General features: G+C 65.4%; 9 protein-coding genes. 5 read left to right on the top strand and 4 right to left on the bottom strand.

Going from position 1 to position 14,927, the window contains the following annotated elements:
* The first annotated feature begins 81 nt into the window (after positions 1 to 81).
* The gene (locus OU02_RS00340; protein ID WP_033488271.1) at positions 82 to 1,245 is read left to right on the top strand and encodes a pyridoxal phosphate-dependent aminotransferase; all 1,164 of its coding nucleotides are present in this window, start codon (positions 82 to 84) and stop codon (positions 1,243 to 1,245) included.
* Here the strand turns inward: OU02_RS00340 and OU02_RS00335 are convergent.
* Both OU02_RS00335 and OU02_RS00330 read right to left on the bottom strand, forming a co-directional pair.
* Positions 1,146 to 2,027 (bottom strand): ATP-binding cassette domain-containing protein, encoded by an 882-nt coding sequence (locus OU02_RS00335; RefSeq protein WP_051918193.1) that lies wholly within the window; start codon positions 2,025 to 2,027, stop codon positions 1,146 to 1,148. The genes OU02_RS00340 and OU02_RS00335 overlap by 100 nt on opposite strands.
* Before the next feature lie 21 nt (positions 2,028 to 2,048).
* Positions 2,049 to 4,142: a hypothetical protein gene (locus OU02_RS00330; RefSeq protein ID WP_051918194.1), complete on the bottom strand. Its 2,094-nt coding sequence runs from the start codon at positions 4,140 to 4,142 to the stop codon at positions 2,049 to 2,051.
* 47 nt (positions 4,143 to 4,189) lie between these two features.
* Between OU02_RS00330 and OU02_RS00325 the strand changes: the two genes are divergently transcribed.
* From OU02_RS00325 to OU02_RS00315, 3 genes are all read left to right on the top strand, one after another.
* Positions 4,190 to 7,399 carry a tetratricopeptide repeat protein gene (locus tag OU02_RS00325; protein ID WP_052110224.1) on the top strand — a complete coding sequence of 1,070 codons (3,210 nt, stop codon included), beginning with the start codon at positions 4,190 to 4,192 and terminating at the stop codon, positions 7,397 to 7,399.
* A 45-nt stretch (positions 7,400 to 7,444) separates the two neighbouring features.
* Positions 7,445 to 10,000: an NAD-dependent DNA ligase LigA gene (gene ligA / locus OU02_RS00320; protein WP_033488509.1), complete on the top strand. Its 2,556-nt coding sequence runs from the start codon at positions 7,445 to 7,447 to the stop codon at positions 9,998 to 10,000.
* A 172-nt stretch (positions 10,001 to 10,172) separates the two neighbouring features.
* Positions 10,173 to 11,534, top strand: a complete 1,362-nt coding sequence (locus OU02_RS00315; RefSeq protein WP_033488270.1) for a hypothetical protein — start codon at positions 10,173 to 10,175, stop codon at positions 11,532 to 11,534.
* Here the strand turns inward: OU02_RS00315 and OU02_RS00310 are convergent.
* Positions 11,495 to 12,646, bottom strand: coding sequence for an Mrp/NBP35 family ATP-binding protein (locus tag OU02_RS00310; protein WP_051918196.1), 1,152 nt, complete (start codon positions 12,644 to 12,646; stop codon positions 11,495 to 11,497). The two genes, OU02_RS00315 and OU02_RS00310, sit on opposite strands and share 40 nt — an antisense overlap.
* A gap of 214 nt (positions 12,647 to 12,860) precedes the next feature.
* Between OU02_RS00310 and OU02_RS00305 the strand changes: the two genes are divergently transcribed.
* Positions 12,861 to 13,283, top strand: coding sequence for a hypothetical protein (locus OU02_RS00305; protein WP_033488269.1), 423 nt, complete (start codon positions 12,861 to 12,863; stop codon positions 13,281 to 13,283).
* A gap of 101 nt (positions 13,284 to 13,384) precedes the next feature.
* Here OU02_RS00305 and glnA read toward each other — a convergent pair whose 3' ends face one another.
* On the bottom strand, positions 13,385 to 14,821 hold the full coding sequence (gene glnA / locus OU02_RS00300; RefSeq protein WP_033488268.1) for a type I glutamate--ammonia ligase: 1,437 nt from the start codon (positions 14,819 to 14,821) through the stop codon (positions 13,385 to 13,387).
* Positions 14,822 to 14,927 lie beyond the last annotated feature (106 nt).

Below are 14,927 nucleotides of genomic sequence, written 5' to 3'. Positions count from 1 at the left end.
GTACATCCAAGAAGGCGGAGGGGCGTTCACGCGCATTGGCGCGCGGCGCCCCTCCTCCATGCTTGGCGTACAATCACACCCATGCGTTTTTCCCACCGAGTCGACATCAGCGAACCCAATCCGATCGCCATCGCGGAGCATGCGATGCGCGCGCGTGGCGCCACGCCCATCGCGCTCAATGATTCGAACCCCACCCACCATGGGCTGGCGCCCGACCTGTTGCCCGAGCCGTACGCGGCGGACCCGCGCGGACAGCGGTATGCGCGCGAGGCGCTCGCCGCGTATCTGGGCGGTGGTGCGCGCGCGGACGACCTCTATCTGCTGAGCTCGACGTCGCAGGCCTATGCATGGCTCATGAAACTGCTGTGCGACACGGGCGACGCCGTACTCGCACCGAAGCCGGGCTATCCGCTCATCGAATCGATCGCGCGCCTCGAATGTGTGGAGCCGCGCTTCTACCAGCTGCGGTTCGACGGATCGTGGACGATCGATACCGCGCAGATCGAACAGTTGTTGTGTGACGACACCGGGCACCGCATCCGCGCGCTCATTGTGATCAATCCGAACAATCCCACCGGATCGTATGTCAAACCAAACGAACGCGAGCAGCTCGTCGCCTTGTGCCATGCGTACGATGTGGCGATCATCGCCGACGAGGTCTTCTTCGACTACGCCCTCGAGCCGTTCGATGGCAACCGCAGGTTCGCCGGTGAAGACAGTGTGCTGACCTTCGCTCTCGACGGCTTCTCCAAGACCTTGGCCGCCCCGCACGCAAAAGTCGGGTGGATCCGCGTGTCCGGCCCCAAGGACGATGTGCGACAGGCCACGCGACGGCTCGATGTGATTGCCGACGACTTCCTGCCGATGAGCGAACTCGTGGCCCGTGCCGTGCCGCCGATGCTCGCTGCGGCGCCCAGCCAATTACAGCGGGTGCGTGCACGCACGCAGGGCAATCTGCGCCGCCTGCATGAGCTCGTGGACGCCGACACGCTTGGTGTGGTCGATGTGCTGCGCGCCGAAGGCGGCTGGAACGTGCTGCTGCGGTTCCCCAGCGTGATCGACGAGAATGAACTCGTGCTGTCGCTCATCGAGCACGCAGGCGCGAGTGGACAGCCGGGGTATTTCTTCGACATGCCGTCGAACGGCTACCTCGCGCTCTCGCTGCTCGCCGAACCGGAGCGGTTCGCGTCGAATGTGCGGCTTGTGCTCGGCGCGGTGGCACGTGCGCTCGACGTGAGCGACTGATATTTGCTGCGGATGAGCTGCGTGTAGAACGAGGCGGAACGTTGCGGTTCGCCGTCGAACACGAGATGCGTCTCGTCCATGACAATCGTACGGGTGATGCCATACGGTTCGTGCGTGGTCAACCCCACGTCGTGCGTCGAGAAGATGACCGGTGTGCCGCAGCTGAGCAGTCGGCGCGCCACATGCGCAGAACTGATCTCATCCAAGCCCCGCGTGGGCTCGTCGGCCACAAGGAGTGCGGGGGATGTGGCGCTCGCCACAGCCATCGCGAGCAGGTGCAGGCGTTCGCCATCCAGTTCCTCGTACGGCACATGCCTGACCTCAAGCAGGTCGAAGCGTTCGAGCAGTGCGCCCACGCGTGCGATGCGCTCATCGAGCGACACGCCATGGCGTTTGAGGTATTCGAGCAGCGCGGCCTCCACACTCGAGGCACGCCGGAAATGCGATTCGACATGCGCAAGGTCCACAAGCCCCACGGCCGCCTCGATCCTGCGGCGGCCCGCACGGTGCGTGGGTTCGCGGTCCGTGCCGTCCAGATCGAAGGTGATCGATCCGCCTGTGGGAATGGCTGCGGCTCCCAACAGCCTGACGAGGGTGCTTTTGCCGGCGCCGTTGAGTCCGATGATGGCCACATTGCCTTCACCGGGGGCGAATGTGCAGCTCGTGGGTGCCAGTCCCACGGTGCCGTCCGCGTAATGGTATGACGCATCGGTGAGCGTGATGCCCACATGGCTGGGCGTGTGGGCCGTATCGCGATGCAGCAGGGTCGAAAGGAAGTTCATAAGTGCCCATTGTAGGCATGCCTACGGCAGCAGCGTGAACCACGAGCGCACCGCATGGTAGAGCCCCGGCTCGTTGACCACAAGCATGTCGTCGCGCCCCACCACAAAGCACGAGAGCGCCCACACCACCACGGCATAGGCCATCACGAGCGCCACGATCGCGCGCGCCCACCGCCTGCCCTGCATGGCTTGTGCCGCCACCGGCAGCGCGCACAGCATGAACAGCCACCCAAAATCGGCCATGTAGCGCCATCCGAATCCACCCACAATGGAATCGAACACCAGCAGCACAACAGCCAAGGCGAGCATCGTGACCAACGTGGGCCACAATGCTCCCAGACGCCGCCGCAGGAACGGCACCGCGAACGCAAGCGCGGCGAGCGGCATGAGCACGCACAGGCCGCCGATGGAAGGTTCGGTGAACGACCATGCGGGCAACGGGGTGGAGGATATCTCGAGGAAGGGGAACGTGCCGGTCGGGCGCAACGGCAGGAACAGGTAGTACAGGATGGTGCCCGGTACATTGCGCCATGGCGTGCTGAAGCTCGTCATGTCGGCCACGGTGATCTGGTAGGCGTTGCCGAAATCGAACAGCGAGCCGAACCGCAACTGGTTGTATGCCAGGACCGGGGCCACCACCACGGCGGCCGGCACGAGCATCCACGTGCACCAAGCCACCAAGCCGCGCCAGTCACGGGCACGGAACCATACGTACAGATGATGCCAGAACAACGGCAACGCCAGCACCGCGGTGAGCGCGAATGTGGGCCGGCACCCCAGCGTGGCGGCGATGCATGCGGCGCCCGCGGCTACGTGCGGCCACGAGAGCGTGCCGTCGCCGCGTTCGGCGCCCAGCCACAACCACAACCCCCATGCCACCAGCAACAGCGAGGCCGCGAAGGGAATCGAATAGAAATTGGTGCGGAACCACAGGTACGGTGCGGTTGCGCCGATCAGATACGCCACACAGGCAAGCACCACAGTGGCGAGCGGCACGGCGCCGACGATGCGCTTGAGCACGCGAATCACCAACAGGCACGAGCACACCGCCATGCCGAACATGAGCAGCAGTTCGGCGCAGCGTGCGGGCAGCATCATGCCGCCGGGCGCGAACCACGACGAGACCACACGGAACGGCGCGAACAGCAGCAGCGACGGCAGCACACCGAAATACGAATACCAGTGACCGTCGCGGAACGCGTAATCCCAGTAGACCGGCGAGACGCCCTTGTCGAACAAACGGTCGCGTTGGGCCACGTCGTAAGGATTGGCGGTCTGCGCCAACTCCTGCGGCACCGGCAGGTCGAGCCACAGCCGGCCATGCAACAGCGCATCGGCGACATGCCCATACTGGTCAAAGTCGTAGGTGTAGCCGCCGTCGGTATGGAACCGCAACGGCGCGGCAAACCGGATGCCCCACACCACATGCCAGACCGTATAGAAGGCCAAGGGGGCGAGCGCAAGCGCGAAGAGCCACCGCTGCCGCTTGCTTGCCGTGTCCAGCCGGGTGCGCCACAGCCATGAGCCGGGCAGGAACGCTATCACCACAAGCGCCACGGCGACCATCGTGCCCACGCGCGCCCAATCGAATTCGAACGGCACACGCACGTTGGCGCGCACGTTCTCAATCGGTACGAGCGCACCCCGGGTCTCTTCGACCCAGATTGTGGTCGTGCCCGTCGCGTTATCGCGGATGTACAGCGACCGCGGGGCGTACGGGCTCACCGATTGCGCGGCCCCACTCACGCCATGCGCCTCGAGGCGCATGTGTACGGTCGTGACGACGTCATCGGACCACGGCCCGGCGAGCGCCGCGTCGATCCCCCGCATAGGCGTCGGATCCACGCGCCAATACTCCGACGAGCCGTCCGATTGCGTACGCAGCCACGCCGTGGTCGGGTCGGTCACCTTGAGCATCCCCTCGGCTGTGCGCTGCAGTCCAGGGCCGAGCTCGTTATGCGCGGAGACAGAATCGCCGCTCGCGCCGATCGACAGCACGTAGGGCAGGTTGAACCACGCGCATTCCACGAACACGACGAGGCATACGGCGATGAGTACGCGGCGCGTCAGGCGGAGCAGCCGCGCGCGGCGGGGCAGCGGTGAGGTCACGTGCATTATTCTATCGGCACCATCGGCATGGAGCACGTTGTACATTAGAGAGCATGGTTCACACGTCTGATCGCTCCCCGCACACCCCACACGCGCACCCCCGCGGCGTCACCCCGTCGGCGCTGCTCACGGCGGCGCGGCAGTGGCTTGCGCACGGTTGGGCCGGGTCGGGCGTGGGGGAGCCGGTTGTGCTCGCCCCGTGGACGCGCCACCACGCGTTCACCGGATTCTCGGACGTGCCCGGGCCGATCCGCCCCGGCTGGGTGCAGCTGCCCGGCGTGCGCGTCTTCGCCATCGGATTCTTCCTGTCATCACGCCGGTTCATGCAGATCGCGCTCGCCGACGACCGCGGGCGCGTCTATGCGACCGATGAGCCGAACCCGGACCTGCACGGGCGCGAACCGGAGTTCTTCCTGTTCAAGGAAGGCGAATGGACGATTCCCGACGGCCCGCGCGTGGGGCATACCGCCGCAACGGGCGGGCGCACGATCCGTGTGGCCCACGGCGGCGTGGTGTGCGCCGAAGCGAACGGGGTCAACCGGTGGCTCGCCTCGTGGATCGAGGCAGGCCGCCGCTACACGCTCGAACAATTGCGCGTGCCCCTGCCCGACGAACTGCGTGTGGGGCTCGAATACCGCGACGCGGTGACAGTCGCGTTCTTCGCGGCCTATCTACTGCCCAAGATGCGCGGACTGCTGCTCGGCTTCGGGTCGGGCAACATCTTCCGCAGGCTCGAACAGCAGGCGCCGTTGAGCGCGATCCGCGACAGCGCGCGCGACGCCGCCGAAGCGCGCGCCCACGGCCTGCGCACATCCGGGCTTGAGGACCACGCCGTCATGCTCATGCGCGAAATAGGCGCATTGGGCGACCTGCCCGCCTTGCAACCGGACCACGGCGCCGAGCCGATGCACCTGATCACCTCCGAGCTCTCCGGCAACTACTTCCTGACATGGGACACATCGCTGCCATTCGATGCGGCCCTCACCTCGATGCGCATCGAAGGCAACCTCAACCGCTTCGCCCAAGTCAGCTCGTGGCTCGAAACCAACGCGAGCCACGGCATCGAACCCACCGAAGACACCGTCTCGCAAGCCCAGGCCGCCCTCATCGACCAGGCCCTGTTGACCAATCCGGCGCTCAGCGCGTTCCCGCGCACCGAACCGATCGACGTGCTGCACGGGCCGGCGTTCGGCGAAGTCAACCGTCTCGTCGCCATCGCCGCGGACACGGCACAGCGCATTGCACGGGCCAACCCGGCGCCGCAGGCGGACCAGCCGCACGGCGAATGGGTGTTGCGTCAGACGCTTGCCTCACTGCTGCGCCGCCTGCGCCTGCCCTACCGGTTCGACACCGACTTCCGCGACGACCTCGAAGCCGGCAGGCTGGCCATCGCCTTCACCGCGGCCGGTCCCGCGCTCATGCCGGCGAGCGAATACATCGCGGCCACCCACGACTGGATCAACCTCGATGACGCCGCACGGGCGCAGCTCAGCGCACGCTACAACCTGCGCGTGGGATTGATGATGGCGGCGCTCGCGTTCGGCGCGAGCCCGCGCATCCGTGAAGTGAGCGTCATCATCGATTCGATCGGGCTCGAAGAGGCGATCAAGGAGCAGGACAGCGCGATCAAGGCGATGATGAGCGACGCGTTGAGCACCTTTGAACAATGGCATGACCGCCCGCTCGACTTCGCCGGCGGCAAGGCGAGCCCCAAAGACGGCGACCAGCACGGCAACCCGATGGCGATCGGCACGGCGAATGGGCCCGAACCGCAAGGTGCGCCGGCCGACGACGAATTCGAACAGCTGATGCGCGGCGGCGGCATTGACGAAGTGACGTTCGCGTTCGACGAGCGCGACGGGCAGGAAGACGGGCGGGGCAATGGCGAGGGGCGGAACGACCATGCCTCCGGTGCGGCGATCGACGAGCAGTTCGAACGGCTGCGCACCGGCCCGACCCTCACCACCCTGGCCACCGTGACGTTCACGCGCGAGGCGTTCTTGCGCCGGCTGCGCGAAGACGGGCTCGAACACCCGGACGAGACTTTCGCCATGTTCCAAGCGTCCATGACGATCGACACCGAACACGGACTGGCGGCAACGCCCACCGACCTGACAATCCATGACGCACGGTTCGAACCGCGCAACGCCCAGATGGCACCCGAATCGCAGGACCGTGCGCTCACCCCGGCCGAAACACGCGCCATGGGCACCGCCGACACCTTCGGACTGGCGATCCAACGCGACGACCTGCTCGCATACGCGGTCGCGCATTTCCATGAACTGGCCGCCGATGACGCGATGCCGTCGGTGGACAAGGCCCAACAGGCGATGCGGCTCATCGACCGCATAGGCGACCCGGAGCTTGCCGCTGCGGCGCCCGAGATCACCGCAGCACTGATCGATGGGCGTGACACCCCCGACCCGGTGTTCGAAGCCTCCGCCCGGCTCGACGACGCGCGCGGCAAGGCGCGCGACATGCTGTTCTCCGGACAGGTGGACCAGGCCATCGACCATATCGAATCCGTGGTGGCTGAGCTCGACGAACGATTTGCCGCAGGCGACGGCGTGCCGCGCTACTTCAACTCGTATGCCGACCGGGTGATCTACAACCACTTGTTCGCGATCCGTGACGAACGCACGGTGCTCATTCCCGACAACCTCTTCTACGCGCATATGGAGCTCGCCGACGCCTTGGCGCAGCTCAAGGGGGCCAAGGCGGCACTGCCACACTTGAACCGGCTCGTGTCCTATGCGCCGTCATACGCGCTCTCACACCTCAAGCTCGCCGTGCAACTCGCCCGCGAGGAGGATTGGGATTCGGTGCGCGCCGTGTGCCTCAACGCGTTGCGCGTCTCGATCGACCGCGCGGATGCGGGCTACGCGTACTACCGCCTTGCCCAGGCCGCGTGGATGCGCGACGAGTTCGCCGTGGCTGTGGCCGCATACATGATGAGCGACGCGGTCGCCCCCAATCAGGTGGCTTCGCTCGGCGAGGAGCTCAGCGAAGTGCGCGGACGCGCCACATCGCAGAACATCCCCATCCCCACTGCCATGGCACAGGCGCAGCGCACGCTCGCCGAACACGACATTCCCGTATGGCCGGGCACCGAGGTCGCGCCGATCATGCTGCGCGCGGCGCGAGTGGGGGTGGACCAAGGCATGTTCGTACCCGCGCGCACGCTCGCGGTGGCGGCGGCGCGCATGGGCGAACAGGGCATTGACGCGGTGCAGCTGCAGTTTCTGCGCTCGCTCAATGCATAAATGGCAGTGGCCGGATCACGGACCACACAGACGAAAGGTGAAGACATGAGCGAGCGCGACCATGCCGTTGACGCACGCGCGGGCATCGGTTCCGACGCGTGGATCGACGCGTTGCGGTATACCGACAACGACGCGATGGACCTTGACGACCTCGACGTGCAGCGGCTGACCGCCGAACAGGCGGCGCGCCTGTGGGCGCGGCTCGCCGCATGGGTCGAAACCGACCAGATGGCCTATTACGTGGACGACGCGCCGGTGTCGTCCGATGCGGCGTACGACGCGCGCCTACGTTGCCTGCAACGGTTGGAATCCGCGTTCCCGCAGCTCGACACCCCACAGTCGCCGACGCACCGTGTGGGCGGCACGTTCTCGAACGAATTCGCATCGGTGCGGCACCCGTCGCGCATGATGAGCCTCGACGACGTGTTCTCATACGACGAGCTGCGCGCATGGTACAACAGCGTGCGGCGCGATCTGGATTGGCCGGAGGGCAAGCCGCTGCCGATGACGTGCGAAATCAAGATCGACGGCTTGGCGCTCAACCTCATCTACCGCAACGGCGTGTTGGTGCAGGGCCTGACACGCGGCGACGGCGTGACCGGCGAGGACATCACGATGAACGTGCGCACATTCCAGTCGATTCCCGCCACGCTGCACGGGCCGGAAGGGGACATTCCCGAACTCGTGGAAATCCGTGGCGAGGTGTTCATGCGCTGGGACGACTTCAGGGCGCTCAACGCGCGCAACGAGGACGAAGGCAAACCGCCGTTCGCCAACCCGCGCAACGCGGCTGCCGGGTCGCTGCGCCAGAAGGACCCACGCATCACCGCGAGCCGGCATCTGAGCTTCTACGCGCACGGCATCGGCGAATTGCAGTGGGGCGAAGGCAAGCCGGTGGACGTGGCCGACGAGGTGCACGACCAGTCGGAGGCCTATGCGCTCTATGAACGGTGGGGCATCCCCGTCTCGCCGCATACGCGCGAGGTGACGAATTTCGACGAGATCATCGAGATGATCGAGTATTACGAGCGGCACCGTTACGACATAGAGCACGCCCTTGACGGCATTGTGGTGAAGGTGGACGATCTGGCGCTGCAGCGCCGTCTGGGCGCCACGTCGCGTGCCCCGCGCTGGGCGATCGCCTACAAGTATCCGCCGGAGGAAGTGAACACCGAACTGCTCAACATCATCGTGCAGGTGGGCCGTACCGGCCGCGTGACGCCTGTGGCGATCCTGAAACCGGTGTATGTGGCCGGCTCGACCGTCTCGCGCACCACATTGCACAACGCCTACGAGGTCAAGCGCAAAGGCATCCTCATTGGCGACACGGTGGTGGTGCGCAAGGCCGGTGACGTGATTCCCGAGCTCGTGGGCCCCGTGATCGCACGGCGCGCCGGGCGGGAGGCCGATCTGCGAGAGTTCGTGATGCCCACGCATTGCCCGTCGTGCGGCACACTCCTGCGCCCCATGAAAGAGGGCGACAAGGACCTGCGGTGCCCGAACGCCGAATCCTGCCCGGCGCAGCTCACCGAACGCATCATCAACCTCGCCTCACGCAAGGCGTTCGATATCGAGCATTTGGGGGAGGCGAGCGCGGTGGCGCTCACGAACCCCGAAGAGGACCGGCCGGATTCCGTCGAGGCGTATGCGCCTGGCATCCGTGAACTCCTCGTGGCGCCGGGCGACGAACCCGAGCCGTATGTGGCGCCGGAAGGGCTGGAACTGCCCGAACCGCAGCAGCCGGTGCTGTCGAGCGAAGCGGGTGTGTTCGCGCTGACGGCATACGACCTCAAAGACGTGCAGGTGTGGCGTGAGGCGCCGATTATCGAGGTGCGTGAACATGTGGATGAGGCGGGCAAGACACACAGGACGCGCCGTCGCATCGGTGGGTCGGGCCTGTGGCATCAGGTGCCGGCGTTCTGGACGAACCCGATCAAACAGGGCAAAGACAAGCCGGTGCCCAGCGACGCCGTGGTCGTGGGCGTGCAGGAACGCAACGGACGTGCCATCTATGTGGGACCCGCGGAGAACACACGCAAGATGCTCGCCGAAATCGACAAGGCCAAGCACACCGACCTCGACCGTGTGCTCGTGGCGCTGTCGATTCGCCGGTTGGGCCCCCCGACCGCTCGCCTGATCGCCCAACGGTTCGGCACGCTCGACGCGGTGGCGCACGCGAGCGTCGACGAGCTCACCCAGATCAGCGGCATCGGCGTCGAGATCGCCGAATCGGTCGTCGACTGGTTCGCCAAGGCACGTGAGTCCGGCGATTTCCGCGGCCGTGTGCTTGAGGCGTGGAAACAGGCGGGTGTGCGCATGGAGGCCGACCATAGCGACCTGCCGCAAACCCTCGCCGGTACCACGGTTGTGGTGACCGGTTCGTTGGAAGCGTACTCGCGCGATTCCGCGAAAGAGGCGATTGTGGCGCACGGCGGCAAGGCGTCGGGCACGGTGAGCGGCAAGACAGACTGGGTCGTGGTGGGCGCCAATCCGGGGTCCAAGGCCGCGAAGGCGGAGGCGCTCGGTGTGCCGATGATTGACGAACGCCAGTTCGGCGAACTGCTGGAAACCGGCACGGTGCAAGGCCTGGCCAAAGGCTGAGGGAGGGCATCGCACCGCGGTCCGCCTGCGGTGTGGAGCAATGTGGATAGCGGCGTGTCGTCCACTTATCCACATTGTTCACTCCGACGATTGCCCGTCCAAGCGTGATGTGCCAAGCTGCTCACGGGACGCCACCCCCGGCGTGCCCCGGCCAGCAGCGGAAAGGAACACCATGCCCAGTGCATTCGCTACACACCCACCCATCCTGTTCAACACCCACGGTTTTCTGCGTGATGTGCGCGTGGTGCAATGCCGGTTCGAGACGCTCGTCAGCGAACACCGCCGCACGCCGTTCACCCTGACCGATGATCTTGGCTACACCGACGTCGTGCTGACGCCGCTCGCCGAACACCTGTTCGGTGGCACGGCATGGCCCGACACGCTGCACTTGGCGATCGTGACCGGCGAACCGGCGATCGTGGAGCAATGCCGCGGGTTCCTCGACGGCATCGTCGGCGAGACCGAGGACCGCAGCTGGCAATGCTGGCTCATGCGCCTCGTCATAGACGGCATCATGGCCATGTGCGCGAACCGCACACTCGACGGTCTGCCCATGGCGTTGCGTGTACGCCGCAGGAAGGCGCTGCGCAAAACATTGCGGAACCGCCGACCCCACCGGTCGGACGATGGGCACAAATGCTACGAGGACCATTTGGCATATGCCCGGCAGAACCAATGGCTGTGCGCCACGACGCTGCTGCGCTGGGGCACGCCGGCGCAGACGACGGTGCGTGCCGCCCGCCAATTCATGATGTGCCACGAAAGCGCGCTAATGCTCATCGACGACGGCGAGTGCTTCACCCACGGCGAGACCGTGCATGTCGTCGGCGAAGACACATGCCCCGACCCGACGGCACCAGGTACATCGCCAATCGACGACTACTTGCAGGGTCTGCGCAGCCAGGCCGACACCGCATACCGCATGTCGGCGCGCCACACGCAGATTGTCCAGGAACTCGAATCCAGCCGCGGCGTACCACCATCTGAAGCCGACGTGCGGTACCTGTACGACGCCGAACGGCTCATCGGCGCATACCAGCGCCTGCAGCACGACGACATGCCCTCCCACACGGAACTCCTGACGCAGGTCCTGCTGTATGACAATCCCACCGGCATGGCCCTGTGGGAGAACCCGGTATACCTGTTCGACATGGCGTGTTCACTGCTCGGCTGCATGGAGGGTTTCCGCGCAGCGCGGTTCTTCGAAGCACACTGCTCAAGCCAACACGCAGCCAGCATCGACCTGTTGGAAGACCACATGCGCGTCGTACGCGACGAAGGATTGATGCGGTTGCCGTTGCGCATCGTCGGCGAGACACAGGAACTGTATTCCCAGGTGGATGCCGTGGGGCCATCCTGCCGCACCTCATTGCACAACATCCACCGGCGCAACCGCGCCGACGCGTTCTCCATCATCCTCGACCGGCTTCCGGCCCGCAATCCCGCGCGCGTGCGCGACATCGCCCTGTGTTTCGCGGACGAACGCTACGACGACTATGCGCGCATGGTCGAACCGTTCGTGGCGGCCACCTGACCACCGCGCATGAGCGTGCGTGCCAGGTCAGCGAACGTGCGTCCGAACGCGTCGTCACGCAGCGAACCATCGGCTTCGAGCACAGCGGGGCGGCCGCCCTCGCCGGTCTCACGCACATCCGGGTCGAGTGGCAATTGCGCTAGCAACGGCACATCGTAGCCGAGCGCGCGGGTCAACTGCGCGCTCACGCGTTCGCCGCCGCCCGCACCGAACAAGGCGAGGCGTTCGCCGGCATGGTCGAAATAGCTCATGTTCTCAATCACCCCGCGCACATGCATCGGCACCTGCAAGGCGACGAGTCCGGACCGTACGGCGATGTCGGAAGCGGATGGCTGTGGGGTCGTGACGACAACGAGTTCAGCGTTCGGCAGCGCCTGCGCCACCGAGATCGCCATATCGCCGGTGCCGGGGGCCAGGTCAAGGATGAGCACATCCGGCTCGCCCCACCACACGTCGGCGAGGAACTGTTCGAGTGAACGCTGCAGGCGGGGGCCGCGCCACAGGATCGCGCGGTCGGAGCCGGCGAACATGCCGATCGACATGAGTTTGACCCCCCACGCGGTGACCGGCATGAGCATGCCGTTGAGGTTCGTCGGCTGGCTGTGAGTGCCGAACAGGCGGGGCAGTGAGAAGCCGTAGATATCGGCGTCGATGGCTGCCGTATCGTAGCCGAGCGCGGCGAATGTGGCGGCCAGATTGGCGCTGATCGACGATTTGCCGACGCCGCCCTTGCCGGAGGCGACCGCGAAAATGCGTGTCTTCGTGCCGGGTTTGTTGAACGGGTTGTCGCGGCGCTGCGCTTTGAGATCGGAGACAAGCGCCTGCAACTTGCCTTCGTCCATCGCGCCGACGGTGATGCGCGCGGTCAAGGCAGCCTCGGGGTAGGAGGCGACGGCTTCTTCGATTTGCGCGCTGATCTGCGCGGACAGCGGACAGCCGGGCACGGTGAGCTCCACATCGACCATCACGTCATAGGCATTCGGCCCCGACGGTTGCGCCCGCACGCTGGCGATCATGCCCAGATCGGTGACCGAGCGGCCCAACTCCGGGTCGATGACATGGCTCAGACGGTCTATCACCGCGGTTTCAATGAGTGTCGTCCGGTCGTCCATGCCATGCCTTTCTGTGTGGTCGAAGCGGTGCCACCGCGGGGAACAACAGCCCACTGTATTGCATAAACGCATGACGCGCCAGATGGGCACAGATGCGCGGATGGTGAGTTCGCATCGGGCGAAGCGGATACGCGTACACTTGCCAAAGTAATGGCGCGTCCATTGCATTTGGGTCGCAATGGGCTGTGCAACCGGTCCAAGGCAAGGAGTGGGCATGACCGATTTGACACTGGCATTGGCGCAGGTAGCCCCTGGGATTGGCGAACAGGCCTGCCGCTCGGCGGCGTTGTGCGGGGCGGACATTGTGGTGTTGAGTGCCGAAGCCAGTGACGAACTGTTACGCACATGCGCGTGTCTGGCACCTGAACTGCGCCTCGCCATCGCCATCACGTCCAACAACGTGGTGCTGTTCGACGAAGACGGACAACAGGTCCGCAGCGTCACCACGCCGCACGGGGCCACGGTCGGGGTGGCGGGCACCCATGCCAACCTGGCCATAGCGCCCGCGACAATGGATGTCGGATGTCTCACGGCCAGTGGCGGGGCATGCTGCAACGGGCGCATGCTGCTATGTGGCGGCGAAGAACACGACATTGACGGGCCGGGCCTGTATCTGTCCAATCTGGTCGTCGACTGACGAATCGGGGCGACACGAAAAAAGAGTGGGGAACCGGGCGGTTCCCCACTCTTTTTTCGTGCCACTACCGTGGACCGGCATTCGAACGAATCGGATGCCGATCAGATGTGGAAGTAGAGCTCGTATTCGAGCGGCGTCGGCTGCAGGCGGGCCTGGTCGATCTCGCCGCGCTTGAGGTCGATCCACGTCTTGATCAGGTCGTCGGTGAACACGTCGCCGGCGGTCAGGAAGTCGTGGTCCTCTTCAAGGGCGTCCATCGCCTCGGCGAGCGAGCTCGGCACCTGCTTGATGCCGGCATGCTCCTCCGGGGGAAGCTCGTAGAGGTCCTTGTCGACCGGCTCCGGAGGCTCGATGTGGTTGAGGATGCCGTCGAGGCCCGCCATGAGCTGTGCGGAGAACGCCAGGAACGGGTTGCACGACGGATCGGGGGCGCGGAACTCGATGCGCTTGGCGGCCGGCGAAGTGCCTGCGAGCGGAATGCGGATCGCGGCGGAACGGTTGCGGGCCGAGTAGACGAGGTTGACCGGCGCCTCGAAGCCCGGGACCAGGCGGTGGTACGAGTTGAGCGACGGGTTGGTGAACGCGAGCACGGCGGAGGAGTGCTTGATCAGGCCGCCGATGTACCAGCGGGCCAGATCGGACAGGCCACCATAGTTCTTCTCATCGTAGAACAGCGGCTTGCCGTCCTTCCACAGCGACTGATGGCAGTGCATGCCGGTGCCGTTGTCGCCCGCGAGCGGCTTCGGCATGAACGTCGCGGCCTTGCCGGCGAGCGCGGCGGTCTCGTGGATCACATACTTGTACTTCATCAGGTCATCGCCGGCGTGCTGCAGCGAGTTGAAGCGGTAGTTGATCTCCTGCTGGCCTGCGCCGCCGACCTCGTGGTGGGCGCGCTCGAGGATCAGACCGACCTTCTGCAGGTTGGCGACCATGTCGTCACGCAGGTCCTGCGTGTGGTCCAGCGGCGGGACGGGGAAGTAGCCACGCTTGACGCGGTTCTTGAAACCGATGTTCGGCGTGCCGTCGGCTTCGACGTCCAGTCCGGAGTTCCACGGGGCCTCAACCGAATCGACCTCATAGAAGGAGCCGCGCATGTCGTTGCCGAAACGCACCTTGTCGAAGATGAAGAACTCGGCTTCGGGGGCGAAGGACGCGGTGTCGGCGATGCCAGTGGACTTGAGGTAGGATTCGGCCTTGGCCGCCACCTGGCGGGGATCGCGCGAATACGGTTCGTCGGTCAGCGGGTCGACGATGGAGAACGCCACGTTGAGCGTCTTGTGCTTGCGGAACGGATCCACGAACGCCGTTTCGATATCCGGGACGAGCTTCATGTCGGATTCGTTGATCGCTTGGAAGCCTTCGATGGAGGAGCCGTCGAACGGCATGCCCTCGTCGAACGCATCCTTGAGGAATTCGCTGGCAGGGACCGTGAAGTGCTGCTGAACACCAATCAGATCAGTGAAGCGAACGGAGACATATTCGATGCCTTCCTTGTTGATGAGGGCCTCGGCATCTGCCTTGGTTTCGAGTGTGGTCACGGGACCGCTCCTTTCGTAAGTTGGTTACGAGTACTCAGCATAGGGCCGCGAGTTTCGCCCGCTCGAAGGTTGGGTTACGAATATGTTTCGTCTGCTTGGATATGTT

It is taken from the genome of Bifidobacterium pseudolongum subsp. pseudolongum DSM 20099 (genome assembly GCF_000771225.1).
GTDB classification, from domain to species: domain Bacteria; phylum Actinomycetota; class Actinomycetes; order Actinomycetales; family Bifidobacteriaceae; genus Bifidobacterium; species Bifidobacterium pseudolongum.
This window is presented reverse-complemented; position numbering and strand designations above follow the sequence as displayed.

What these genes read in the sequence shown, in the direction of transcription:
- OU02_RS00340 (WP_033488271.1), top strand. Translation starts at nt 82, where the DNA reads ATGCGTTTTTCCCACCGAGTCGACATCAGCGAACCCAATCCGATCGCC.
- OU02_RS00335 (WP_051918193.1), bottom strand. Translation starts at nt 2,027, where the DNA reads ATGAACTTCCTTTCGACCCTGCTGCATCGCGATACGGCCCACACGCCC.
- OU02_RS00330 (WP_051918194.1), bottom strand. Translation starts at nt 4,142, where the DNA reads ATGCACGTGACCTCACCGCTGCCCCGCCGCGCGCGGCTGCTCCGCCTG.
- OU02_RS00325 (WP_052110224.1), top strand. Translation starts at nt 4,190, where the DNA reads ATGGTTCACACGTCTGATCGCTCCCCGCACACCCCACACGCGCACCCC.
- ligA (WP_033488509.1), top strand. Translation starts at nt 7,445, where the DNA reads ATGAGCGAGCGCGACCATGCCGTTGACGCACGCGCGGGCATCGGTTCC.
- OU02_RS00315 (WP_033488270.1), top strand. Translation starts at nt 10,173, where the DNA reads ATGCCCAGTGCATTCGCTACACACCCACCCATCCTGTTCAACACCCAC.
- OU02_RS00310 (WP_051918196.1), bottom strand. Translation starts at nt 12,646, where the DNA reads ATGGACGACCGGACGACACTCATTGAAACCGCGGTGATAGACCGTCTG.
- OU02_RS00305 (WP_033488269.1), top strand. Translation starts at nt 12,861, where the DNA reads ATGACCGATTTGACACTGGCATTGGCGCAGGTAGCCCCTGGGATTGGC.